Genomic DNA, 21584 nt, shown 5'->3' with positions numbered 1-21584 from the left:
TACCAAAGAGCCTCGCACAGCCTTGCGCTGCGGGGATTTTTACTTCCAACATTGCCCAAAGATAATCTGAAGCGCGCCCCCTGCTCATACGCGTCACCAGGTGTCGAACCGCCTCGATCTGATAAGCGCGCAGTTTGAAATGCTCAACCGCCGCTACCGATTGTCGGTAACCTCTCTCAGGCTGCCCCTTTGACCGCCGAGCGACCCAGCTACGCTGCTCGCGGAAACCATCCCGCATCCGTGTCGTGGAAAACCATTCTCTGGTCTTCCTTGCGGTCCAGATCAGCAATGCGCCCGATAAGTTCTTTGAGCTTTACATTGCCGTCAACCGATTCCAGATAGATCGCCCGAACCATACGGTCTGCGGTCTTCGGAATCTTGCCGCGCCGCTCCCATAACGCAACAGTCTGCTCGGACGTGCCGAGGAGATCCGCAACACCGTGCTGAGACAAGTCCATCTCTTTGCGCAGGAATCTGAATTCGGCGCCCGTCAGATGGCTCTTGCACGCCACCGCCCTCCCGATGGCCTTGTGCAGTCCATCAGCGTCTTCAATCGAAATAGCCTTTCCGTATGGGGTCTTCCGCTCGTTGTAGCCGTTTTCCAGCCACACGTTCTGAAGCCCGATCTCTGTGTAGTGGTACATCGTCTACCTCAAAAAACAGTCAACACAACAACCCAGCCACCGTTTTCAGCGCGCTCCAGTGCGACAGCCACTCGAACCTCATCACCAGCATTTCGCCTCGTAAGCGTGCATTGGGAGTGTCCATGAATGTTCGTGTGCGCAGGCTCCGTTACCAGACCATTGCGCAGGCAGTCGTACACTTGCGTCGGCGAAATTTTTCGCTCCTTCATCCGCTTCTTCGAGTGCGGCGTGAAGAACACCCTGGACGTATCTCTAGCGGTGTCGCTTATCAAGCGCCTCAAGCTTTGATCGTTCAGGCGGAAGGGGGTGGGGCTAGAAACCATACCCATAATTATTATGGGTAGCAACAAGAAATGCAAGAAACTTAAATATCTGCGAGTGTCAAGCCGCTCGCGGTGTTGGCCGATGCGCTGCGGGGCTTTTCGCTGCCGCTATCGTCCCGCGGCATTATGCCGGCATCTATCCCCACACCAACACCGCCAAACCACGCGTCTAAGCGACCTAAACCGCTTATCCGAATGCACGAACACCCCGGAAAGCGCTACTCTTAGCGAGCCCTGTTTCGCCTCGCAGGGTGTCGATTTTTCTCCGGGACCCGACCATGGCCACGACCTTTACCGTTTTCAGGGCTCAACTCAACATGCTGCTTCGCGATCAGCCGCGCGGCGTGACCGCGGACCTGACCGATTTTGCAGTTGCTTATTGGAACGGGCGTCAGGTGGTAGGCGCCTACTTGCGCGACGCCGGCCATGTCGATGAGGTATTCGACCTGGACGAGAACGCTTTCGAGCAGTGGCGTGACGAATTTGTCGCGTGGCTGGACGAGCCGCGCTTCACAAGACGGCCGGACCTGCTGGCGTAGAAAAGAACGAAAAAGGGGGAAGCCGCCGTTCGATGCCGGCGGATGTCAGTGCGCTCTGCTACTTACCGCGACTTACCGCGCGCCGATCCAGAATTCGTCATCGAGTGCCTGGAAGAAAAACGCTTCCAGTGCCTCCTCCGACAAATCGTCGATCGTAATACCGCGCAGGCGGCAAAGCACGTGGAGGGTCTCGTCAGCAGCAATGACGAGATTGCGAAACGCGGTGGCGGTGGGGTTGGTCGTGTCCATGCATCCGCTAACGGCCTCTGCTGACGAAACTTTAGACCCGCACGCACGATATTTTCGATTAACCGCATGAAGCCTTACCACGGTACGCCAAGGTAATACGCGGTAAGCAGTCTACGCCCTGGAGCCTCGCGTAAAAACACCTGACTCACTTGGCAAACGCCGGTCATATAGGCGACAAAAACAATCCCTACTTTCGCCCACCGATATAAGCCCCACCGCCAAGCTCATCTTCAAGCGCATTGAAAAAGAACTCGCCCAATTGCGCATCCGACAAACTGTCGAGCGGAATCTGCCTCAGTCGGCAAAGCAATTCCAACGCTTCGTCGGCGGCATTTAGTGCGATGCGGGTATCGGTATAAGAGAGCTTGTCGAGTTTCATAAGCGAAATAACGGTACGGGTCGACGGCGCTTTAATGCGTCGCTGAAACATCACCAGGGGCCGATGATGTCATCGCCAAGTGCATTGGAAAAGAACTCGTTAAGCTCGTCATCGGAGAGCTCCTCGATATCAACCCCACGCAGGCGGCAGATCAGTTCGAGCGTTTCACCCGCAGCTCGGATGAGATCGCGGGAGGCTTCTGGGGTGGGTTGTTTGGTATCCATGCCAACACTAACGGCGGCGCCGCAAGGAACTTTAAGCACGCATTTTCCATGCATGGAGCAGCAGCGCCTAGCGACTCGCGTGGACACGTTCCAACCAATAACCCGTCACTCCGGCTCAACCGGAAAGCGTCGGTTCAACTCACGCTTCGCCCAGTGCAGCGCTTCGTTTTCGGCGACATTGCTGGTCGGCGCCATCTCGCCCGCATTCGTCTTCAGCGGCAAGCTGCCCGCCTGCACGGACCAGTCCCAGCGGGTGCCGCGTTGTTCGACGAACACGTCGATGACATGTTCATTGTGCATATAACGCATGGCTTCCCCCGTTGGCAGGACGCGATCCTAGCATGATGACGCCGTCAGCCTTCGTGCTCGTCGCACCAGTCGAGCGCCCATGCCCGAGCGCACGCAATGGCATCGCCGTCGTTATCGAACGCATCGATATCGCCTGATTCGTGCTTTTCCGGATGCACGTCGTCCGCTGTCGGCATGTGGATCATGCGAGCCTGCGCGTAGTACAAGCCATCTTGATCGTGTCGTGAGCGACAGTCGATGTGAAAACCCTTGTAATCGAAACGCATCGGCGTATTCCTCGCAAAAATGTAAACGTTTGGCCAGTTCGAAACAGGTTCGCGCAAGACGCGTTCCGCATGGGCACGCAACGAGGTATTACTAGCCATCGCATTGGTCCCATCGGTCCCCACAAACTCGTTAAAATACGCCGACCATTGGCCGGACGAATAAATGCGCAAGCGTTATTCAATACCCGTCCCGAACGAACGAAAGAACGTCTCGCACAAGTTAAGTACCGTTTGAGTACCGTTTCCCCTGCCCAATCTCGTCAGCCACGGATTCCGCTATGAAATTGCTTGCCGCCGTCGCCTTAAGCCTGTGTTTGTCGACCGCTCACGCCTCACAGGAAACCGATGCCTGCGATGCCCATCGCCAGGCCCTCGAAAGGCAGATGGCTACCGCGCTGAACCAGGACAACACGGCGCAACTCGACGCCCTGCAGGCCGAACTCAACAAGACCAACGCCGAATGCACGCCCGACGCGATCGCGCAAAAACGCGCGGACGCAGTGAGACGCCACGACAGCGCCGTGGCCGAAGCCAAGCATCGTTTGCATGACTGGGAAGCGGAATTGGAGCGTGCCAGGAAAAAGGGCACGGATCAGCTGAACATCGCGGCCTGGGAGCGCAAGGTGAACCGGGCGCGCGCCGACCTGGACCGAGCAGTAGAAAGACCCATTCAATGAACCCATTATCAGGGTTTATACCAACGCGAAATTCGCTAAAGGTTTAATCATCAATGCCGTTAGGCATTGATGAACTCCGTCCTCGACATCGACATGAAACTCCAGGGCGCGCCCTCCGCGCTGATGGCAGACCAAGAATTGACGCACCTCGAACTGGTGCTGCGGCGTTCACTGCTCGACGACGCGTTGTGCCCCATCATGCCGCCGGCCTACTGGCGCGAACGGCTTGCGCTGCTAGCGCGAAGCTCGCATCTTTCACACACGCAGCTCCAGACGATTCATCGGCTGTATCTGCAGATCGACGCCTGCGAGGCCGGTAACCGGACCCTCGAAACCGCGCCCGAACTCACGCCCGACCGAAGGTCGCGGAGACCTTCCGTGCCACGCATGGTCTTGCAGGCGGCCCCCGCTCGTCCGTTCAGGAAAGACCGCTCGTAAGCCGGTCACGCAGACGCTCAATGGCGGTGCCGAAGCCACCACTCGCGTAACGTGCCATAGCCGGCGTGACTGCGACGGCGCAGCATGCGATCGCGGAATTCGTCACGCCAATCGTGCGCCAGCACTGCGATCGCGAGCGCGGCAAGCGCCGCGAGCCCAACGAGGATATTCGCCAAACCCTCCATGGCGCCCTCCATTCCGGTCGACTGCCATGGTTCAAGGATAGGTCAATCGTCCGGAATCGGGGCGTGAGTAGCGGATTTAATCCGCTCGTGGCATGTTTGCCGCAGCGCTATGCGCGCAGTGCAGCCAGCGCTCAACTTAACGCTGCATGAACCGCATGACCGCATCGACAATCATCTGGCGATGCCGCGCCCGAGATCTCGCGCCGGATGGATCGCGCCCAAAGGCGGCGGTGAACGTATGCCGGTTCGCAACGCGATGAAAACACAGCGAACTGATGAACAGATGCAAGTCGACAGGGTCGACATCGCCACGAAACTGCCGCGTCGCCACGCCGCGAGTGATCAGGTCCGCGATGGTTTTCACCACACTTGCATTGCGCGCCCTGAAGGTCTTCAACTGGCTGACGTACTTCGCCCCATGAATGTTTTCGATGGTCACGAGACGGACGAAATCGCGGTGTTTATCGTGGAAGTCGAACGTGAATTCGACGAGCTCACGCAAGCCCTCGCGCGGGTCCATGGTATCGAGATGCAACGACTGTTCAAGGGCGCGGATCTTGCCGTACGCCTCTTCCATGACCGCTTCGTACAGCCCTTCCTTGCTGCCGAAGTAGTAATACAACATGCGCTTCGTTGTATTGGTGCGTTCCGCAATGGCGTCGACCCGTGCGCCGCTTAAACCCATCGCCGCGAACTCTTCGGTCGCGATGTCGATAATGTTTCGTTTGGTCTGCTCCGGGTCGTACTTTCGTTTGATGTCCGGCGCTGCGACTTTGCTTGCCGTCTTCATCGTTTATTGTGCAGAGCGCCTTAGGTTGGAAAATATTCTAGCATGGGCATTTGAGCCTTCACCGCAGAGGGACGCCTCACGAAAACCCTTGTTTCAAGGGGTTTCGCCGCGGTTTCGCTATACTTCCGCAGGTTTTTGCAGCCCCCGGTTGCGCGCCCCCACAAGGAACAGAATGACTCGTCGAAAGACCCACAAGCAAGCCCTGGCCCGCGTCGCGTCGGCCTTCAACTCGATGGTCAAGCCGACCCTGATTGCATGCGTTTTTGCAGGTGGCGTGTGTGCACTGCCATCGATCGCCAGCGCGCAAAATGCGCCCGCCCAGGATCCGTTTCCCGCTCAGACACTGCCGCCAGGCCATCCCGCGGTACAACAGCCGTCACCGCAAAGTCTCGCAGCCGAAGGCGTGCGCACGAGCGCCAACATTGCACGCGGCGCCGCCGATATCTGCCACATCGACCGCGTGAAGATCGACAGGTTCAAGGTCATGACGCGCAAGAGTTTTCCCGCCGCGCCCGATTTCGACGGCGAGTGGAATCTCGGCTACAAGGAAGCGCAAGCGACGGTCGATCGCTTCGCGGCAATGAAAACCAATAACCCCGCCGAATACGCCAAGGAAACCGGTGAGGCTTGCCCGGCGCTGACCCAGGGTATCGACGAAGTGACGAAATAATTGACGAAATAAACTCAGTCGGGCGCGCCGCCGTAATGTGCACGCTTTTCGGCGTACATGGCGGCGTCGGCACGTTGCAGCATGACCTCCAGCCGCTCGCCGTCCTGCGCGGTCGCGGCTCCCATCGCGAAGCTCAAGGGCATGCCCGAGTAGAACTGGTTATTGACTTCGAGCAGTTGCCGGATGCTGTCGATCACCGCTGCGCCGCCGCGTTCGTCCACGCCGGGCAGCAGCAGCACGAACTCGTCGCCGCCAATGCGCGCGGCGTGGCTAGGCTTCTCCACCGCCTTGCCGAGCACTTCGCCCGCGCGCCGCAGTAACGCGTCGCCGGCCGCGTGGCCGAGCTGATCGTTGACGGCTTTGAGACCATTCACATCGACGGCCACGGCCGTCACCGGGAACGGGCCCTTGCGCTCGAGCCGGTTCATTTCATCGATGTAAAACGAGCGGTTCTTGAGTTTGGTCAGCGCGTCGTGCTTGCCGAGAAACTCCAGGTACGCCTCCGCTTTCTTGCGCGCGGTGATGTCGGTGAGCGCGACGAGGACGAGATCCCAATCGGCTTCGTGGCCGGGAAACACCGAGAATTGCAGATGCACATGCAACTGGTGCCCCTCCAGCGAATAGTTGACGACCTCGCGCTGGTGAAACAGGCGGTTCTCCCAGAGATCGATGAGCTGCTCCTGGAAATGGCTCACCATTTCGTCGCGGAAAACGTCGCCCAGGCGCGAGAGCAATGCGGCCTTATCCGGTGCGCCGAACATGGTCAGCGTGTGCTGATTCACGTCGAGCACGTGGATTTCCTGCATGCAGCGCTCGATAAACTCCGGGTGCACATTCGCAAATGTCCGGAAGTCGACGATGCCGCGTTCACGTATATCGTCCAGCAACGCCTTCACGCTGCTGAAGTCTTCAACCCACAGCGAAACCGGCGAATGCTCGAACAGGCCGCGCGCATAAAGCTCGCTCAGCGCGGCCTTGCGGCGCACATCCTCCAGTTCCGTAATGTCCTCCACAGTCACCAGCACGCGGTCCCAGCTCGCTTCGTGGCCGGGCAGGATCACCGCTTTCAACAACACGTCGAGCCGCTTGCCGTCGAGCGTGTAGTTCACCGTCTTGCTCACGAACGTCGATTTGCCGGACCATAGTTGTTCGAGTTCGTCTGCGTGGGTGAGCAGCATGTCGTCGCGGAAAACTGCGCCCAGATTACTCACCAGATGATCGATATCCTTCGCGCCGAACAGCGTGAGAGTGCGCTGGTTGACCTTGATCACCCGGATGCGCGACGAGCATTCGGCAATCCGCGTCAGGTCCCCGAGCAGGAAAGCGCGCAGGTCGACGACGCCCTGCGCGCGCCAGCCTTCGAACACCTCGCGCACGGCGCTGAAATCTTCGAGCCACAGCGAAACGGGCGCGAGCTCGAACATATCGGCATCGTCGGCCGGTGCGTTCGATCCACTCGTCGATACCGTCGCCACACTCTGCAAAACGCGCCCCTGGTTGTCCGGCATGTCCATCCTTTTCCGATAATCAAGCTTGATATGTTCCGGTTTCGCCATTTTATGCGCAGACGTGGCGGAAATAAGCTGAAAGGAATTAACCAGGGCAACGCAAACGTTTCGGCGTTGAGCAACAATGAAGGACTTCAGGCATGGTTGCTGCACGAAGGCGTTGAAAGGGCCGCATGCATTGCGGCCTCGACGCGCCTGCGCAAATGCCTGAACGCCGGCAGGCGCCGGGATATCAAACCCCTCAAACCCCTTTAACCCTCGTCAAAGGAGACACGTTCCCATGGCTGACTTTCGCATCTGGTCCGATGAATTCGCGGCCAACGGATATCTTTCGAAGAATCATGAGTTCGATCAGCAAGCATTCGGCGTAGACGGCGAAAACATCTCGCCCGCGCTGCAATGGGACGGCGTGCCGCCCGAGGCCAAGAGCCTCGCTCTCACCCTCTACGACCCGGACGCGCCCACCGGCAGCGGCTTCTGGCACTGGATCGTGGTGAATATCCCGGTGGACACCCGCTCGCTGCCGCAGAACGCCGGCAAGGCCGACGGCAGCCTGCTGCCTGCCGGCGCGCTGCAAATGCGCAACGACTATGGCACGGTCGGTTTCGGCGGCGCTGCGCCACCGCGCGGCGACAAACCGCACCGGTATATTTTCCGGATCCATGCGCTCAATGGGGATCACCTGTCGCTCGACGTCTCCTCGACCAACGCGGTCGCGCGTTTCATGGTGCACCTGAACGAAATCGATTCCGCTACCTATACCGGCCTGTATCAGTTGAAATAGGCGCCGGAACCCGGAGCGGTGCGCGCCGGCTTGCCTGGCGCCGCGCCGCCCTGCGCAACTTCCAGCAACTCCAGTAACCCGTATGAAAGGCGCGAGCCTTACACTTCGCCGCTCCCCTCCTCTTCCCTACCGATGGACGCAGAACAAGGCCTTCCTCTTCCCCAACGCTATTGGGCCATCCTGGTCGTCGCACTCGGCATTACGCTCGCGGTGCTCGACGGCGCCATCGCCAACGTCGCACTTCCCACCATCGCCCGCAACCTGAACGCCAGTCCCGCCGACTCGATCTGGGTGGTCAACGCGTATCAGCTCGCCATCACGGTCTCACTGCTGCCGCTCGCCTCGCTCGGCGACCGGATCGGTTATCGGCGGGTATACATGTCGGGACTTGCGCTCTTCACCATCGCGTCGTTCGGCTGCGCGCTCTCGGGGTCGCTGACGTCCCTTGCGATTGCGCGGGTGATACAGGGGTTCGGCGCGGCGGGCATCATGAGCGTCAACACGGCTCTCGTGCGCATGATCTATCCCAACGAGCATCTGGGCCGCGGCGTCAGCATCAACGCCTCCGTGGTGGCAATCTCGTCGGTCATAGGGCCCACGATCGCCTCCGGCGTTCTGGCTATTGCAACGTGGCCGTGGCTCTTTGCGATCAACGTGCCGATCGGTATCGCTGCGTACACCGCCGGCTGGAAAGCGTTGCCGCGCACGCCGGGACATCGGCAACCCTACGACTATCTCAGCGCGCTGATGAACGCGGCAGTGTTCGGCCTCGCGATCACGGCGGTCGACGGGCTCGGTCACGGAGAACATCGTCAGTACGTGCTTGGCGAATTTCTCGTTGCCGGCCTGATTGGATACTTTTTCGTGCGGCGGCAACTGACGCAAGCCGCGCCGCTCCTGCCTATCGACCTGCTGCGAATCCCGGTGTTCGCCCTGTCCATCCTCACGTCCTTCTGCTCATTCACCGCGCAGATGCTGACCTTCGTCTCGATGCCGTTCCTGCTGCAGGACACCTTCGGCATGAGCCAGGTCCAGACCGGATTCCTGATAACGCCGTGGCCGCTGGTGATCGTGTTCATCGCGCCACTCGCCGGCATGCTGTCCGACAAATATTCAGCGGGGGCGCTCGGCGGCATCGGGCTCGCCATCATGACTGCCGGCTTGCTGCTGCTCGCGACGACCGGCACACATCCCGCGCCCGTCGATATCGCGTGGCGCATGGCAGTGTGCGGCCTGGGCTTCGGTCTGTTCCAGTCGCCCAACAATCGCCAGATGCTGTCGTCGGCGCCGCGGCATCGCAGCGGCGGCGCAAGCGGCATGCTCGGCACCGCGCGGCTCTCCGGACAGACGCTCGGTGCGGCACTCGTCGCGCTGATCTTCGGCATTGCGCCGCAGCACGGCGCGACCATTACGCTGTTCGTCGCGGCGGGCTTTGCAGCCGCAGCGGCCTTGGTCAGCCTGATGCGCATTTCGCGCAGCAAGACGCCTGCGACTGCCTGACGTCAGTCCATCCGGTTCTTTCACATCGCCCAGCATTACAGCTTTGTAGGCACACCCTTTGCTGAATTGAACGAACGTGGCTCCGATCCTCGGAGCCGGTTCGTTCAATGCACCAAGGAGCTTATTTCATGGCTGGTTCCCTCGCCGGTTACACGGTCGTGATTCTTCCTGTCGATGGTTTCGAACAAGCCGAATTCGTCGAACCCGGGCCATGGAGAACCGAATGACAAAATCGATGCCGACGACCACGCACCAAGGCTTGAACGCTTTGCATCCCGAGAAGGCCCCACGATTGCCGCGACGCAGTGCTGGCGTGATCGCCGCCCTTGCAGCACTCACACTCACCGCAAGTTTTGCGTCGATGCATGCAAGCGCGCAAAACGACAATGCGGCGCCGCCGGCGCGCGCGGGGTCGGATGGGGCGGCGATGCCAGCACCATTGGCCGCCGCGAATCCTTCCCACGCTAAATTGTCACCAGCCGATCAGCAGTTCGTGCAGGACGCAGGCACGGCGGGCGCGACCGAAATCGCAGCCAGCAAGCTGGCGTTGACGAATTCATCGGATGCGCAAGTCAAGAGCTTCGCGCAAAGGATGATCGCGGATCACACGCGGCTCGCGCGCAACCTCGATATTGTTGCGCAGCGGCAAGGCATCACGGCCGCGCCAAGCGCGGATGCGTCGGTGACGGGAAGCCTGGAGTCGATGCACGGAGCGGACTTCGACAAGGCTTACATCGCACACGTGGCGGTGGACGGGCACCGGAAGGCCGTCGCCGTCTTTAGCACCGAGAGCAAGGCCGGCGGTAACGCCCAGATCAAGAGTATTGCCGCCAGAGCGCTGCCTATCATCAAGCATCACTATGCAATGGCCCAGCAGCTCGCCAAACTCAAGGGCGTGACATCATGACGGCCGCCTCCGCTCCGCTCGCCTCATCCTTTCCGCCTTCTCGGCCAGCCTATGAGGACTCGACCATGCACATCCAGTTTTCCGACACTGCGCCCACCTACGACGGCGACGATTACGCACTTCATTTCGTCGCGCTAATCGACGGCCGGCCAGTGGTGTGCTCCATTTCCGCTGAAGCGCTCGAGGATCATTTCGGCGCTGCGTCAGCACGGGAGGACGACCTGCTGCCCGCGTACGAACAGGGCCGCGCGAGGATCCGCTCGGTGTGCGCCGAAGCCCTTGACAGCAATGGCGGAGAGAGCGTTGTATTACGTAGCGGACTGTTCCGCGTGGCGGGCATGGAGCCGGAATGAGCGGCGCGTTGCATCCGTCATCGGTTCATTGACGCGGTTCATCGAAATAAACGCCTCCCGGAGGTCCTCATGTCTCTGATCATTGCAGGACGGTTTCAAACCTTTGCTAAAGCCGAAGCCGCGGCCCAGCGTCTTTTTGCGGGCGGATTTCTCGAAGAAGATGTCACGCTGTTTTATGTCGCCCCAAGCGGCCAGCACGCACGGCTCGAGACGGGCGGCGACCACTATGCCGACGCCGGCGCGAAGGACGCTGGCAAGGGAGCGGGCAAAGGCGCCACGATCGGCGCGGTGCTCGGGGCAATCGTCGGTGCAGGCATTTTCGTGTTGACCAAAGCGCCCTGGCTGGCCGCCGTTCTTGCTGCCGGTGCAGGCGCCTATGTGGGGTCGCTGTTTGGCGCCATGTCGCACGCAAAGTCCGGCAAGCGTCCGGCCGCCGATTCGACCACTTCCGAAAATCACGGCTCGGCTAACGCCCTCGATGCAAGGCATTCCGGCGTTGTCGTCGCGGTTCATGTTGGCCCGGAATTGCAGGCGCAAGCAGCAGCCATTCTTCGCGATGCGGGCGGCATGGAAGTCGAGCGTGCATCGGGCCAATGGAGAAACGGCCGCTGGGCCGACTTCGATCCGGTCAAGCCGCCGGAGCCGGTCCGGGAGTTCGCGGAGCCGCGTGTATAAGCTTGGGTAGTTCAGGGCTTGAAGTAAATCAGGCCGCTCCGTGAGCGGCCTGACTTACTTTGTATGTTTCGGAACGCTACGAATTACACCCACAGTTGAATCCGTGCGTTAGGCCGGACACTTGCACCTCGCACGTCGTTCGCCGGCTCGCAACTCGCGCGCAGGGGACCATTTCTCAATGGTGACATCGCTGGGTTGCACAGGGCTTCGTGCGTCGATTGCGTATGCACGGCTGCGAAACGCTCATCACGATGCTGACGCACTTGCAGCACGAGCGCAGATGTGACGATTGCAACGAACACAAGAAACTCGCGCGTATTAATGGTCATTGCTTCTCCGACGTTCAATTTGGGCAATCTTTTAGCAAAGCACATGCCACGAATTGACTCTGTTTGCAGGAAGCGTCGGTGACGTTGACGACAGCCTATTAAGCCCCCAAAACCACAAACTCTCCGCGAAGAAAGAGCGGGTATCGGGCACAGCCGTTGCGTCTCTTCCTTGGACCGCGATTCGGGGAAACACGGGCTCGCGGGCCATCTTCGATTACTCAAAGGAGCGTCATATGAGCACTAACATCGTATCGGTACTGAACGATCTGGTTGAAACGTCGAAGGACGGTGAAAAAGGATTCCGCAAGGCTGCTGAAGACACCAAGGACGTCACCCTGAAGCAACTGTTTTCAGGTCGGGCCGAGGACTGTGCACGCGGCGCGCACGAGTTGCAGGACGTGGTGCAGCGGTTAGGCGGAAAGCCGGAAACCGGCGGCACGGTTGGTGGAGCACTGCATCGCGGTTGGGTGGATATCAAGTCGGCCGTGACCCACCGTAGCGATCACGCGATCCTCGAGGAATGCGAGCGCGGGGAAGACGTTGCGAAGAAGAACTATCGTGACGCGCTGGACAAGGAATTGCCGGCGGATGTGCGCGCGGTGGTTGAACGCCAATACCAGGGCGTTATCGAAAATCACGACCGTATTCGCGATCTGCGCGATCAATACGCTGCTGCCAAGCCGTAATTAATCGACGTTTGCTGAAATCAAGCCGGTGTGCCAAAAGGTGCACCGGCTTTCTTACATTCGTGCGTATAAAATCGCGCAACACTTCGGCATCCTATTGTTTTTATATTTATGAAACCAACGTCGGAAGCCCAAAAAAACCGCCGGCTGCTGCTGCAGCGGGCGGGTTCCTGCGGGTATCTTTCAGCCCGCGGACAAAGACAATGCAGCTTATTGCGGCTGACCCTTGTCGTTGGTGCCCAGCGCGGATGCCGCCGCCGCAGCCGAGGCGCCCTTGAGGTGCATGGCCTTGTCCTGCTTGTGCAAGGTCGTCCCGTGCGTGCCCTTCTTACTCATGCCCATGCTTCCGGAAGCGGACATACCGCCTTCCGTAGGCGCCGCAGTGGCGCCAGCGTGCCCGCCTACTTCACTCGCGCCCGCGCCGGCCGTCGGCCCACCTGACGAGCCTCCGGCTGATTGGGCCAGTACCGGGCCTGAGAGCGCACACGCCAGCACACCGAGCAAAGCGAACTTTTTCGTTTGAGTCATGAAAATCTCCTTTTCCCTTGGGAACTGATTCAACGCGATTTAAGCGAAGACCAGGCCCGTTATGAGTGATTGACGCCATCCAAACGCACATACATCGGACTTCTTATTAATTACTTCCTACGACCGCGCCGCGAACAACAAGATACCCGCCGGATACAAACAGAACTGGCAGCGAGCACGCTGCCGGTTCTGCACCCGCCCTTACTCTACGATCTTCAGGTGGTTGCGCACCGATGCCACACCGTCCACCTTCGAAACCACGTCTGCCGCGCCGCTCTTGTCTTCAGCGGTGGGCACCGTGCCGGTCAGCGACACAACGCCCGCATGCGTCTTCACGTGGATATGCGTGGACTTCACGTTCGTCGCACCGAGCAATTCCGCCTTGACCTTGGCCGTGATTGCCGAGTCATCGACCTTCGTACCAATCGACGTGGAGGCGCCTGTCGCCGTCGTGGCGGCTTGTGCACTCACGTTAAGCGCAAACACGACACACGCGATACTGCCGGCTGCCTTCAGGATTTGGGTCGATTTCATCTTTACGCTCCTTCTAGTTGATTTAAAAAACTGCGGCGTTACCGCGGTCTTATTTGAGCCAGGCCGCCTCGTACGGCCGCAGCTTGTTCCTCGTACGGCCGCAGCTTGTTTGCTGCAAGACCCCGCTCGTTGTCTTACCGGCAGCGCAGAAGACGCCGCGAGTAGTGATACGTCAGACGCAAGGAGCGTGCCGCACCTGTTGTAACAATCTGCAAACATGACTTTCGAAAGAGTCGTGAAACGGTACGCGGCAACGCCGCTACGTTGTTTTGTTCACACGATGTTTACCCACGACGCAAGATCTGAAGCGGCACTCTTGAACCGCAGTCCTTTTGCCCGGGCGCGTGTAAAAAGTGCGTGCATTCGCTGGCTGATCGCATGCTCAGACGTGTCTTCCACGAATGAAGATCGTCTTGATTCCTAGCGCTCACGCGCCCGGCACCTCACATGGCATGACTGTTGCTCTAAAGGACCCACGCAAGACGAAAGTCCCAACACAAAGGAACAACACGCAATGCCGCCTTCCCTCGAACTACGCACGAAGCAAAGTCTTGCGCTCACGCCGCGCCTGCAGCAATCGGTGCGTCTGCTGCAGCTTTCATCGCTTGAGTTTCAGCAGGAATTGCGCAACGCGCTTGATACGAATCCGTTCCTCGAATACGACGAGACGCAAGCAGAAGACAACGCGCTGTCGACAGACAACGGCAACTCCATGGCCGACACGCCTGCAGCCGTTGATCAGAACGCGCCCGTCGATGCCCCCATGAGTGCCGAGAGTAATGCGGACACATCGGACAACAGTGATTCGCAGTCGCATGAGGACTCGATGAACGAGTTTTCATCCGATCCGTTCGGCCGAACTTCGACGCGCAATAACGGCGATGGCGAAGGCTCCGACCCGGCCGACTGGGTTCGCATTGAACCTTCGCTGCATGAAACGCTGCACGACACGCTGCGCCTCTATCCCATCAACGATCGCGACCGCGCGGTGGCGCAGCTCATCATCGAAGCACTGGATGACGATGGGTATCTGCGTCAGGATCTGCAGGAACTGTCGGAGCTCGTCGATATAGAGCCGGCGCTGTCCGAGGATGAGCTGAATATCGCTTTGAAGCTCGTGCAATCGCTCGACAAGCCCGGTGTGGGCGCGCGTAACCTGTCCGAGTGTTTATCACTGCAACTCGTCGCGCTGGACCCGGAAACGCCCGGACGCGAAGTCGCGCTGGAGATCGTCACGCATCATCTCGAGCGGCTCGCCCGACGTGAGCAGGCCGAGTTGCAAAAGAAGATTGGCTGCAGCGCCGACGAACTGCGCATTGCCTGTGCGCTCGTGCGCAAGCTCGACCCCAAGCCAGGCGCGAACTATGGCGCGGCGGAAGACAACTACGTGGTGCCGGACGTGATCGTGCGCCAGGTCAAGAAGAACTGGGTGGTAACGATCAACCCCGCCGTGCTGCCCCGTGCACGTATTCATCGCATGTATGCCGAGCTGTTCGCGCAGTCCGCGGGTGCAAGCCGCTCGCCGCTCGCGCAGCAACTACAGGAAGCGCGCTGGCTGATCCGCAACGCGCAGCAACGTTTCACGACCATCCAGCGCGTGGCGGAATGCATCGTGTCGCATCAGAAGGCGTTCTTCGACTACGGCGAAATCGCATTGAAACCGCTGGTACTGCGCGATGTCGCGGACGAACTCGAACTCCATGAGTCCACCATCTCCCGCGCGACGGGCAACAAGTACATGTCCACGCCGCGAGGCATCTTTGAGTTCAAGCACTTCTTCCCGCGCGAACTCAGCACCGAAAGCGGCGGTACCTGCTCGGCCGCCGCGGTGCGTGCGCTCCTGAAGGAAATGATCGCGAAGGAGAGCAGCAGCGACCCGCTGTCCGATGTAAGCCTTGCGAAAATGCTGGCAGACCAGGGCGTGATCGTCGCGCGCCGGACGGTGGCAAAGTACCGCCATTTGATGAAGGTGCCGCCTGCGGAATTACGTCGCGGTTGAAGCAGTCGATCAAGGTCGCTGGCTGCAAAAAAAGACGCCCCCTCGGATATTTCCAGGGGCGTTTTTTATCGCCAGCCGGAGTTTCGTTGCGTGCGCCTGCGGGCGATCATTGCCGACACCTCCGCGCCCAGCAGGAACACCGCCGCCGAGTAGTACAACCACATCAGGATGATCGCGAGCGAGCCAGCCGCGCCGAACATATTCGCCGTGCCCGCGTGCTGCAGATAGAACGCAAAGAGCCGTTTCCCTGCTTCGAATAACAGCGCGGCGGTCAACGCGCCGAGCGCGGCGTCGCGCCATTGCATGCGCGCGCTGGGCAGGAATTTGAGCAGTACCGCGAACGCGAACACCATCATCAGCAGAGAAATTGCCCGCTGCGCCAGCGCCGCGATCAGGAAGGACGGCCCGTTCGTGCCCAGCACCCATTGACCGACTAAAACCACGAGCGCATCGAGTACGAGCAACGCGATAATCAATACGGCCGCGCCCAGGACGAACGCGAAGGAAATTGCGCGGACCCGCAAAATGGCGATGATGCTGGCCCGAGTTCCCGCGATGGGCGCGGGCCAGATCACGTTGAGCGCCGTATAGAGCGACGAAAATGTCGCCGAGGCTCCGACCAGCACACCCACGCCCGACACAATCGCCGTGCGCGTCGCAATGTCCGCATGCCAGGCATTGGCGACGATTGCTTCCAGCCCGTGCGCGGCGTCGGCGCCCACGATCCCGGCGATTTCGCCGAACAGACGCCCCTGGACCGCATCCGCGCCAAAAAAGACGCTCGCCACGGCGATGATGATCACCAGCGTCGGCGCCAGTGAAAAAGCCGCAAAAAACGCGATCGCAGCGGAAAACATCAGCCCGTGGTCCTGCGACCACTGGACGATAGGGTCCTGGATCCACGACCAGACGGACTTCAGCCTTTGGTCTCTTGCTGCTGTGTTCAAGGTAAAGCGCTCCCGCAAGTTTTGCTTTTTGCGATGGTAGCGCGGATTTGAGGTTTGGCTGTTGCAGGAAAGTCGGTGCGGGTGGGGGTTAAACTATGGCGCCTTCATTGCTTAGTATTTCTTATTGTTGTTTATGGACACAAGACGGCGCGCCGCTTTTTGGATCGCCTGGCTTGGGCTAAACGTCTTCGTCACTGGCCGGGTCGACGGTTTCGCCGTCTATCGCCCGCGTCTCGTCTTCCACCCCGTCCGGCAGGATGTCCGAGTCGGGCTGCAGATTGTTGTCACCATCGGCGGACGCCATCTCGCCCGTCCCATACCGGTCCGAGTCGCTGTTCAGCTCCGCTGCGGACTGGCCGACGGCGTGTGCATCGAGTTCGTCCTCGATATCGCCCGGATAGCGCTTCTCGCCCTGCACGTCCGAGCCGCTATCGGACGAATCGCTTGGGCCCAATGCGCCGGTCCCATGTCCTTTGCCGATCTCCACGCCACCTTCTTCATCCGGGTCCAATGTGCTTCCACTCATGATCACCTCCTGAGGAACGTACGTGACACAGCGCAAGTCCCGTTCCGCTCTTATCGACTCCACCAGCAAAAAGCCCCGCGGCGGTTTATCGGCGCGGGGCTGGATTCGTCTTACGGTTTTAACTTGTCTTACGGTGTTAACTCGATACCTGGCTCGATACACGCACCGGCCGTTTGGCCTCCGTCACCTGCCGCACCGCTTTCTTCGTCATCGATGCAGCGGTTGTCACGCTGCGCAGATCGGCCAGGAACGCGTCGCGCCACACCGACAGGTTGTTCTCCCGCAACGGCGCCATCATGTCCGTATGACGTGCCTGGCGCTCAGCGAGAGGCATCGACAACGCCCGCTCCAATGCCTCGGACATCTGCGACAGGTCGAACGGATTGACAACCAGCGCGCCCGGCAACTGGTCCGCCGCGCCGGCGAACTGCGACAGCACGAGCGCGCCCGGGTCGGCCGGATCCTGCGACGCCACATATTCCTTCGCCACGAGATTCATCCCGTCGCGCAAGGGCGTGACGTACCCGACCTGCGACAAGCGGAACAAGGCCATGAGCAAACTACGATCGTACTTACGGTTCAGATACTGGATCGGCGTCCAGTCGAGCTGCGCAAAACGGCCGTTGATACGCCCGGCCTCCCCTTCCAGATTCTGCCGGATGCGCTGATAGGTCTGGACGTCGGAACGCGTTGGCGGTGCAATTTGCACCATCGATACCCGACCATGCCATCCTGGCGCGTGCAGCAACAAACGTTCGAATGCCTGGAAACGCTCGGCAAGCCCTTTCGAATAATCGAGCCGGTCGACGCTCATGATCAGCTTGCGGCCGCGCAGGCTGTCGCGCAGGCTCTTCACCGGTTTTCGATTTGAAAACTGCTCGGCGGTCTTTGCAATGGCGTCCGGATAGATGCCAATGGGATAGGCCCCAACCTTCAGCATGTGCCCGTGCGCCTGCAGCATCCCGTCTTCACTGAGATGCCCCAAGTGCCCACGCTCGATGTAATCGACAAACGACTGCTTGTCCGACTCTGTCTGGAAACCGACGATGTCGTAGCTGCACATCGCCTTGATCAGCTCTTCGTGCGGCGGCACTGTCCGCAGGATTTCGGGCACGGGAAACGGGATATGCAGGAAAAACCCGATTGGGTTCTTGATGCCCGCCGCCCGGCATTCCTGCGCGAACGGAAGCAAATGATAGTCGTGCACCCAGATGATGTCGTCGGGTTCGAGCAGCGGCTTGAGCTGCCTGGCCAGCGCCTCGTTCACCCGTGCGTAACCGGCGTATTCCTCACGGTCAAATCGCGACAGGTCGTTGCGGTAATGAAATGTCGGCCACAACGTCGCATTGGAAAAGCCGCGATAGTACTGGTCGTAATCGCGCCGGGTCAGCCCGACGGTCGCATACGTCACGTTGCCACGCTTCTCGATGACCGGCGCCGAGGCCTCACCCACAATCTCGCCGCTCCAGCCGAACCACACCCCGCCTGTCTCCTTCAGCGCGTCCAGAACGCCAATCGCCAAACCGCCTGCAGCAGGTTTGCCTTCCTGGATCGGCGCGACACGATTCGATACCACGATCAATCTGCTCATTACTGCTTCACCTCATCAGTTGTCGTTGCTCGTTCGAATTGATCGACATAGCAATGCAAGACACGTGCCCTTTTCACATTTTGGAAAATAAAAATTGTGTATAAATGTGACAGGCGAACAAAAACACGCGGCCATCGTGCTCTGCGCAGAAGATTTTGATGGTGCGCGTGTTGTGCATTCCGGCGGCTTCAAACCCGGGTCAGGCGTCTTGCTCCGACCCGAGATCGCGCTGGTAATCGAGCCCTTCTTTCCGGATGCCACCTTGGTTATGGTCACCGTCCGGCGGTACGCCCGGCGCCGGGCGGTTCTGCGCGGCCGGGTCATGCGACGAATGCAGGGTGCCGGGACTGGCCGGATCGGCCGGGACAGCGGTGGCCTCAGGTGGAGTCATTTTGGCTGGATCGGGCCGCGGCTCACGCTTCGATGAATGGCGTGCTGAACGACGGAGTGCGGGATGCCTCATTGGTGCCTCCAGAAAGAAGGCCGTCGGAGAAGTGTTCGGCGGCGATTGCGATGACCAACCACTAACCATCTAACTAACTAACCAACCAACTAATCAATCAACAAAATCCGGCAAGAACAACCGAACCTGGCGCGTCTATCCGGTCATTCTTGCTTGACGCGTTGTAATGCCTACAGCGGCGATGAAATATGTTCAATGGCTTGCTAACCAGACTTTCAATGCAATTTGTCCGAGACATGCGGCGTTTCGTTCGGCCCCGGAGGCGGATCGCCGATCGGCTGACTCGGTGGTGACGGCGGCTCGCGCGTTGGGTCGGGAATCGTGTCCGGCGGCTCTTGCGGAGAAGGAGGCGGCGGTGGATCGGGATTAAATGGCGGGTCAGGCGGCTGCGGTGTCTGCGCGCGGACCGGCATCAAATGCGGTGATCGTGAAACTCGCAAAACCTGCCATACGTGCAGTACGTTCCGGGATTGGCGTTGAAGCGGGGTGAGATCGGTCATGGCGGGCTCCCTGGATCTTATGATCATGACACTCGTTCGGATCGGGCGCAGCGAAGACGCAAGGCAAAGCGCGAGCGCAGCGCGGGTGGAGCGGTCGATCCGGCCAAGGACTCTCGAAGCGGGCACTGTGGGCGAGCTACCGCATCGCCCGCGTGCCCAACCTTCGGTCACAGCAAGGGCCATGCCCCGGATTCCAGTGCCTCTCCCATTCCGCCCAGGGGCTTTCAAACATTATCGGCGCTGCGTTCGCGCTTACCAAAGAAAATCGCCCGTCCAAAGCGGACATCTTTCGAAGTCCCAATGACACGGGCGTCTCACTCATCCATTACTTTCTACCGCGATAAACGCAACGCTCAGGGACGGCCCGCGTCCGCATCACCCACTTCACTGGCTTCGCTCAACGCTGCCTTGTTGGCGGCGTCATCGCCATATTCAACCAGCCTGTTGTAGAGCGTTTTCAGGCTGATGCCGAGAATCTCCGCTGCACGTGTCTTCACGCCGCCGCATTGCTCGAGCGTGGCGAGGATCAACTGGCGATCCGCATCGGCAAGCGAAGTGCCAAAAGGAATGGTCACAGCCGTTCCCGCCGATGGCTTCGCCAGCGAGATCTGCAGCGGCACGGTCGCGGTGCTGTCCGACTCGGCGCCCGACATGATGTACGCGCGCTGCACGTAGTTCTTGAGCTCCCGCACATTACCCGGCCACGGATAGGACGCGAGCATGTCGCGCACGGAAGCCGGAAACGTCTTCTTGGTGTTGTAGCGTGAGTTGAGCTCGTCGAGGAACGCCTGGCCCAGCAAGTCGACGTCCGTGCCGCGATCACGCAAGGGCGGCAGGTTGATCGGGAACACGTTGAGCCGGTGGTACAAGTCGAGCCGCAGCTTGCCTTCGAGTACAGCCTGCTCCGGATCACGATTGGTCGCAGCAATCAGGCGTACGTCGGTCTCGAGTTCTTTCGTCGTACCTACCCGCATGAACATGCCGGTCTCGAGCACGCGCAGGAGCTTGACCTGCAATTCGATCGGCATCTCCGTGATTTCATCGAGGAACAGCGTGCCGCCGTTTGCGCGTTCGAAATAACCCTTGTGCTGACGGTCCGCGCCGGTGAACGAACCGCGTTCATGCCCGAACATCTCGGACTCGATCAGGTTCGGCGAGATCGCCCCGCAGTTCACCGCGATAAACGAATGCTTGCGGCGCAGGCTCAACTCGTGAAGCGTCTGCGCGGCGACTTCCTTGCCGGTACCCGACTCACCGATCAGCAAAACGGAGGCCGCCGTAGGCGCCACCCGGCCGATCTGGTCGTAGACCGTTTGCATGGCGGGCGAATTGCCGAGCATCAAGCCAAAACGGCCCATGCGGCGCAGCTCGCCACGCAAGGTGCCAATCTCGGCCTTGAGGTCGCCAGGACGCGGCAGGCGGCTCAGGATCGCCTTGACGCGCTGCATGTTGATCGGCTTGACGAGGTAATCGGTCGCGCCCATCTTGAGCGCGCTCACCGCCGACTCCACCGTCGCGTGGCCGGTGATGACGATGATTTCCACGCCCGAACGAGGATCGAGGTCCTCGAACAGATCGACACCCAAACCGTCGGGCAACTTCAGGTCAGTGAATACGACGTCCGGTGTCTGGCGCACAAGCTGGATCCGCGCCTCGCGCAGATCGCCCGCAGTCGCTGTAGTCAGTCCGTCTTCGCCGATGATCGCGGCTAGTGCCTCGCGGGTACTGGGATCGTCATCGACAATCAATACATGTGGCATGCGTCTCGAATTTATCCAAAGTGTTGAAGGTCACGCGGCGCAGAAAGCGTCGCGGAGGTCTCTGGGACGGTGCTATGAGAGCAGGTCGCCACCAGGCCGAATGCGCAACAAGAGAAAATCAAACACGCAGAAAGATGAAAGTCTTTCCGGTTTCGCCAATGACGCCTGATTGCATCGCGCAATTATTGCCATATAGCGAACTTATTGCTGTGAGTTAATCGATTATAAGGCTTTATCAAGGCGCAACGCACGCCTGAGCGTGCGTTCCAAATAGTCTCTCGAATAAGCGCTTGCCGCATTG

Annotated in this window: 29 protein-coding genes; 11 read left to right on the top strand and 18 right to left on the bottom strand. The window is 59.8% G+C overall.

Annotation, left to right across the window (positions count from 1 at the left end; all coding sequences use genetic code 11):
• Window positions 1-209 precede the first annotated feature (209 nt).
• Both ACSOSP_RS18185 and ACSOSP_RS18180 read right to left on the bottom strand, forming a co-directional pair.
• Complete coding sequence (locus ACSOSP_RS18185) at window positions 210-644, bottom strand: helix-turn-helix domain-containing protein (protein ID WP_455308681.1); 435 nt, start codon at window positions 642-644, stop codon at window positions 210-212.
• 8 nt (window positions 645-652) lie between these two features.
• The gene (locus tag ACSOSP_RS18180; protein ID WP_455308680.1) at window positions 653-967 is read right to left on the bottom strand and encodes a DUF4258 domain-containing protein; all 315 of its coding nucleotides are present in this window, start codon (window positions 965-967) and stop codon (window positions 653-655) included.
• Between the two features lie 278 nt (window positions 968-1245).
• On the opposite strand from ACSOSP_RS18180, the gene ACSOSP_RS18175 reads away from it, so the two are divergent.
• Entirely contained in the window at window positions 1246-1506 is a 261-nt protein-coding gene (locus ACSOSP_RS18175; RefSeq protein ID WP_031361271.1) for a hypothetical protein, read from the top strand.
• Window positions 1507-1578: 72 nt separating this feature from the next.
• Here the strand turns inward: ACSOSP_RS18175 and ACSOSP_RS18170 are convergent, their stop codons facing one another.
• From ACSOSP_RS18170 to ACSOSP_RS18150, 5 genes are all read right to left on the bottom strand, one after another.
• Window positions 1579-1755: a hypothetical protein gene (locus tag ACSOSP_RS18170; RefSeq protein WP_455308679.1), complete on the bottom strand. Its 177-nt coding sequence runs from the start codon at window positions 1753-1755 to the stop codon at window positions 1579-1581.
• Window positions 1756-1942: 187 nt separating this feature from the next.
• Window positions 1943-2134, bottom strand: a complete 192-nt coding sequence (locus tag ACSOSP_RS18165; RefSeq protein WP_455308678.1) for a hypothetical protein — start codon at window positions 2132-2134, stop codon at window positions 1943-1945.
• Between the two features lie 50 nt (window positions 2135-2184).
• On the bottom strand, window positions 2185-2358 hold the full coding sequence (locus ACSOSP_RS18160; protein ID WP_455308677.1) for a hypothetical protein: 174 nt from the start codon (window positions 2356-2358) through the stop codon (window positions 2185-2187).
• A gap of 105 nt (window positions 2359-2463) precedes the next feature.
• Entirely contained in the window at window positions 2464-2667 is a 204-nt protein-coding gene (locus ACSOSP_RS18155) for a hypothetical protein (RefSeq protein ID WP_031361269.1), read from the bottom strand.
• Window positions 2668-2711: 44 nt separating this feature from the next.
• Window positions 2712-2933 (bottom strand): hypothetical protein, encoded by a 222-nt coding sequence (locus ACSOSP_RS18150; protein ID WP_455308676.1) that lies wholly within the window; start codon window positions 2931-2933, stop codon window positions 2712-2714.
• A gap of 278 nt (window positions 2934-3211) precedes the next feature.
• Between ACSOSP_RS18150 and ACSOSP_RS18145 the strand changes: the two genes are divergently transcribed.
• Both ACSOSP_RS18145 and ACSOSP_RS18140 read left to right on the top strand, forming a co-directional pair.
• Window positions 3212-3610 carry a DUF1090 family protein gene (locus ACSOSP_RS18145; RefSeq protein ID WP_455308675.1) on the top strand — a complete coding sequence of 133 codons (399 nt, stop codon included), beginning with the start codon at window positions 3212-3214 and terminating at the stop codon, window positions 3608-3610.
• Window positions 3611-3679: 69 nt separating this feature from the next.
• Complete coding sequence (locus tag ACSOSP_RS18140) at window positions 3680-4048, top strand: hypothetical protein (protein WP_455308674.1); 369 nt, start codon at window positions 3680-3682, stop codon at window positions 4046-4048.
• Window positions 4049-4065: 17 nt separating this feature from the next.
• On the opposite strand, the gene ACSOSP_RS18135 is transcribed toward ACSOSP_RS18140, so the two are convergent.
• Window positions 4066-4233, bottom strand: a complete 168-nt coding sequence (locus ACSOSP_RS18135) for a hypothetical protein (protein ID WP_160172505.1) — start codon at window positions 4231-4233, stop codon at window positions 4066-4068.
• 136 nt (window positions 4234-4369) lie between these two features.
• On the bottom strand, window positions 4370-5023 hold the full coding sequence (locus ACSOSP_RS18130) for a TetR/AcrR family transcriptional regulator (protein ID WP_455308673.1): 654 nt from the start codon (window positions 5021-5023) through the stop codon (window positions 4370-4372).
• A gap of 172 nt (window positions 5024-5195) precedes the next feature.
• Here ACSOSP_RS18130 and ACSOSP_RS18125 point away from each other — a divergent pair, with 172 nt between their 5' ends.
• The gene (locus ACSOSP_RS18125) at window positions 5196-5693 is read left to right on the top strand and encodes a hypothetical protein (RefSeq protein WP_455308672.1); all 498 of its coding nucleotides are present in this window, start codon (window positions 5196-5198) and stop codon (window positions 5691-5693) included.
• A gap of 14 nt (window positions 5694-5707) precedes the next feature.
• Here ACSOSP_RS18125 and ACSOSP_RS18120 read toward each other — a convergent pair whose 3' ends face one another.
• Window positions 5708-7117, bottom strand: coding sequence for a diguanylate cyclase domain-containing protein (locus tag ACSOSP_RS18120; protein ID WP_455311032.1), 1410 nt, complete (start codon window positions 7115-7117; stop codon window positions 5708-5710).
• Between the two features lie 364 nt (window positions 7118-7481).
• On the opposite strand from ACSOSP_RS18120, the gene ACSOSP_RS18115 reads away from it, so the two are divergent.
• From ACSOSP_RS18115 to ACSOSP_RS18095, 5 genes are all read left to right on the top strand, one after another.
• Window positions 7482-7985 carry a YbhB/YbcL family Raf kinase inhibitor-like protein gene (locus tag ACSOSP_RS18115; RefSeq protein WP_455308671.1) on the top strand — a complete coding sequence of 168 codons (504 nt, stop codon included), beginning with the start codon at window positions 7482-7484 and terminating at the stop codon, window positions 7983-7985.
• Window positions 7986-8117: 132 nt separating this feature from the next.
• Window positions 8118-9485 (top strand): MFS transporter, encoded by a 1368-nt coding sequence (locus ACSOSP_RS18110; protein ID WP_455308670.1) that lies wholly within the window; start codon window positions 8118-8120, stop codon window positions 9483-9485.
• Window positions 9486-9708: 223 nt separating this feature from the next.
• Window positions 9709-10392 (top strand): DUF4142 domain-containing protein, encoded by a 684-nt coding sequence (locus ACSOSP_RS18105; RefSeq protein ID WP_455308669.1) that lies wholly within the window; start codon window positions 9709-9711, stop codon window positions 10390-10392.
• Between the two features lie 65 nt (window positions 10393-10457).
• Entirely contained in the window at window positions 10458-10745 is a 288-nt protein-coding gene (locus tag ACSOSP_RS18100) for a DUF1488 domain-containing protein (RefSeq protein WP_455308668.1), read from the top strand.
• A gap of 69 nt (window positions 10746-10814) precedes the next feature.
• The gene (locus ACSOSP_RS18095; RefSeq protein WP_455308667.1) at window positions 10815-11420 is read left to right on the top strand and encodes a hypothetical protein; all 606 of its coding nucleotides are present in this window, start codon (window positions 10815-10817) and stop codon (window positions 11418-11420) included.
• 83 nt (window positions 11421-11503) lie between these two features.
• Here the strand turns inward: ACSOSP_RS18095 and ACSOSP_RS18090 are convergent, their stop codons facing one another.
• Window positions 11504-11749, bottom strand: a complete 246-nt coding sequence (locus ACSOSP_RS18090) for a hypothetical protein (RefSeq protein WP_455308666.1) — start codon at window positions 11747-11749, stop codon at window positions 11504-11506.
• A gap of 233 nt (window positions 11750-11982) precedes the next feature.
• Between ACSOSP_RS18090 and ACSOSP_RS18085 the strand changes: the two genes are divergently transcribed.
• The gene (locus ACSOSP_RS18085) at window positions 11983-12435 is read left to right on the top strand and encodes a PA2169 family four-helix-bundle protein (protein WP_455308665.1); all 453 of its coding nucleotides are present in this window, start codon (window positions 11983-11985) and stop codon (window positions 12433-12435) included.
• A 210-nt stretch (window positions 12436-12645) separates the two neighbouring features.
• Here ACSOSP_RS18085 and ACSOSP_RS18080 read toward each other — a convergent pair whose 3' ends face one another.
• Window positions 12646-12963, bottom strand: coding sequence for a hypothetical protein (locus tag ACSOSP_RS18080; protein ID WP_455308664.1), 318 nt, complete (start codon window positions 12961-12963; stop codon window positions 12646-12648).
• Window positions 12964-13164: 201 nt separating this feature from the next.
• Complete coding sequence (locus ACSOSP_RS18075; RefSeq protein WP_455308663.1) at window positions 13165-13497, bottom strand: BON domain-containing protein; 333 nt, start codon at window positions 13495-13497, stop codon at window positions 13165-13167.
• Window positions 13498-14011: 514 nt separating this feature from the next.
• On the opposite strand from ACSOSP_RS18075, the gene ACSOSP_RS18070 reads away from it, so the two are divergent.
• On the top strand, window positions 14012-15496 hold the full coding sequence (locus tag ACSOSP_RS18070) for an RNA polymerase factor sigma-54 (protein WP_455308662.1): 1485 nt from the start codon (window positions 14012-14014) through the stop codon (window positions 15494-15496).
• 65 nt (window positions 15497-15561) lie between these two features.
• Here the strand turns inward: ACSOSP_RS18070 and ACSOSP_RS18065 are convergent, their stop codons facing one another.
• From ACSOSP_RS18065 to ACSOSP_RS18045, 5 genes are all read right to left on the bottom strand, one after another.
• Window positions 15562-16443: a YihY/virulence factor BrkB family protein gene (locus ACSOSP_RS18065; protein WP_455308661.1), complete on the bottom strand. Its 882-nt coding sequence runs from the start codon at window positions 16441-16443 to the stop codon at window positions 15562-15564.
• Window positions 16444-16621: 178 nt separating this feature from the next.
• Complete coding sequence (locus ACSOSP_RS18060; RefSeq protein ID WP_455311031.1) at window positions 16622-16972, bottom strand: chemotaxis protein; 351 nt, start codon at window positions 16970-16972, stop codon at window positions 16622-16624.
• Between the two features lie 133 nt (window positions 16973-17105).
• The gene (gene otsA, locus ACSOSP_RS18055; RefSeq protein ID WP_455308660.1) at window positions 17106-18560 is read right to left on the bottom strand and encodes an alpha,alpha-trehalose-phosphate synthase (UDP-forming); all 1455 of its coding nucleotides are present in this window, start codon (window positions 18558-18560) and stop codon (window positions 17106-17108) included.
• A 199-nt stretch (window positions 18561-18759) separates the two neighbouring features.
• On the bottom strand, window positions 18760-19023 hold the full coding sequence (locus ACSOSP_RS18050; RefSeq protein WP_455308659.1) for a hypothetical protein: 264 nt from the start codon (window positions 19021-19023) through the stop codon (window positions 18760-18762).
• Window positions 19024-19876: 853 nt separating this feature from the next.
• Entirely contained in the window at window positions 19877-21283 is a 1407-nt protein-coding gene (locus ACSOSP_RS18045) for a sigma-54-dependent transcriptional regulator (RefSeq protein ID WP_455308658.1), read from the bottom strand.
• Between the last annotated feature and the right edge of the window lie 301 nt (window positions 21284-21584).

It is taken from the genome of Caballeronia sp. KNU42 (genome assembly GCF_053760385.1).
The sequence above is the reverse complement of the archived record's forward strand: the minus strand, read 5'-3'. Positions and strand labels throughout refer to the sequence as shown.

Coding starts and splice junctions, on each gene's coding strand:
- ACSOSP_RS18135 (WP_160172505.1), bottom strand. CDS start 4,233: ATGGAGGGTTTGGCGAATATCCTCGTTGGGCTCGCGGCGCTTGCCGCG.
- ACSOSP_RS18100 (WP_455308668.1), top strand. CDS start 10,458: ATGCACATCCAGTTTTCCGACACTGCGCCCACCTACGACGGCGACGAT.
- ACSOSP_RS18160 (WP_455308677.1), bottom strand. CDS start 2,358: ATGGATACCAAACAACCCACCCCAGAAGCCTCCCGCGATCTCATCCGA.
- ACSOSP_RS18105 (WP_455308669.1), top strand. CDS start 9,709: ATGACAAAATCGATGCCGACGACCACGCACCAAGGCTTGAACGCTTTG.
- ACSOSP_RS18130 (WP_455308673.1), bottom strand. CDS start 5,023: ATGAAGACGGCAAGCAAAGTCGCAGCGCCGGACATCAAACGAAAGTAC.
- ACSOSP_RS18070 (WP_455308662.1), top strand. CDS start 14,012: ATGCCGCCTTCCCTCGAACTACGCACGAAGCAAAGTCTTGCGCTCACG.
- ACSOSP_RS18090 (WP_455308666.1), bottom strand. CDS start 11,749: ATGACCATTAATACGCGCGAGTTTCTTGTGTTCGTTGCAATCGTCACA.
- ACSOSP_RS18165 (WP_455308678.1), bottom strand. CDS start 2,134: ATGAAACTCGACAAGCTCTCTTATACCGATACCCGCATCGCACTAAAT.
- ACSOSP_RS18075 (WP_455308663.1), bottom strand. CDS start 13,497: ATGAAATCGACCCAAATCCTGAAGGCAGCCGGCAGTATCGCGTGTGTC.
- ACSOSP_RS18145 (WP_455308675.1), top strand. CDS start 3,212: ATGAAATTGCTTGCCGCCGTCGCCTTAAGCCTGTGTTTGTCGACCGCT.
- ACSOSP_RS18110 (WP_455308670.1), top strand. CDS start 8,118: ATGGACGCAGAACAAGGCCTTCCTCTTCCCCAACGCTATTGGGCCATC.
- ACSOSP_RS18095 (WP_455308667.1), top strand. CDS start 10,815: ATGTCTCTGATCATTGCAGGACGGTTTCAAACCTTTGCTAAAGCCGAA.
- ACSOSP_RS18185 (WP_455308681.1), bottom strand. CDS start 644: ATGTACCACTACACAGAGATCGGGCTTCAGAACGTGTGGCTGGAAAAC.
- ACSOSP_RS18150 (WP_455308676.1), bottom strand. CDS start 2,933: ATGCGTTTCGATTACAAGGGTTTTCACATCGACTGTCGCTCACGACAC.
- otsA (WP_455308660.1), bottom strand. CDS start 18,560: ATGAGCAGATTGATCGTGGTATCGAATCGTGTCGCGCCGATCCAGGAA.
- ACSOSP_RS18045 (WP_455308658.1), bottom strand. CDS start 21,283: ATGCCACATGTATTGATTGTCGATGACGATCCCAGTACCCGCGAGGCA.
- ACSOSP_RS18140 (WP_455308674.1), top strand. CDS start 3,680: ATGAACTCCGTCCTCGACATCGACATGAAACTCCAGGGCGCGCCCTCC.
- ACSOSP_RS18155 (WP_031361269.1), bottom strand. CDS start 2,667: ATGCGTTATATGCACAATGAACATGTCATCGACGTGTTCGTCGAACAA.
- ACSOSP_RS18115 (WP_455308671.1), top strand. CDS start 7,482: ATGGCTGACTTTCGCATCTGGTCCGATGAATTCGCGGCCAACGGATAT.
- ACSOSP_RS18085 (WP_455308665.1), top strand. CDS start 11,983: ATGAGCACTAACATCGTATCGGTACTGAACGATCTGGTTGAAACGTCG.
- ACSOSP_RS18125 (WP_455308672.1), top strand. CDS start 5,196: ATGACTCGTCGAAAGACCCACAAGCAAGCCCTGGCCCGCGTCGCGTCG.
- ACSOSP_RS18120 (WP_455311032.1), bottom strand. CDS start 7,117: ATGTTCGAGCTCGCGCCCGTTTCGCTGTGGCTCGAAGATTTCAGCGCC.
- ACSOSP_RS18180 (WP_455308680.1), bottom strand. CDS start 967: ATGGTTTCTAGCCCCACCCCCTTCCGCCTGAACGATCAAAGCTTGAGG.
- ACSOSP_RS18175 (WP_031361271.1), top strand. CDS start 1,246: ATGGCCACGACCTTTACCGTTTTCAGGGCTCAACTCAACATGCTGCTT.
- ACSOSP_RS18080 (WP_455308664.1), bottom strand. CDS start 12,963: ATGACTCAAACGAAAAAGTTCGCTTTGCTCGGTGTGCTGGCGTGTGCG.
- ACSOSP_RS18050 (WP_455308659.1), bottom strand. CDS start 19,023: ATGAGGCATCCCGCACTCCGTCGTTCAGCACGCCATTCATCGAAGCGT.
- ACSOSP_RS18170 (WP_455308679.1), bottom strand. CDS start 1,755: ATGGACACGACCAACCCCACCGCCACCGCGTTTCGCAATCTCGTCATT.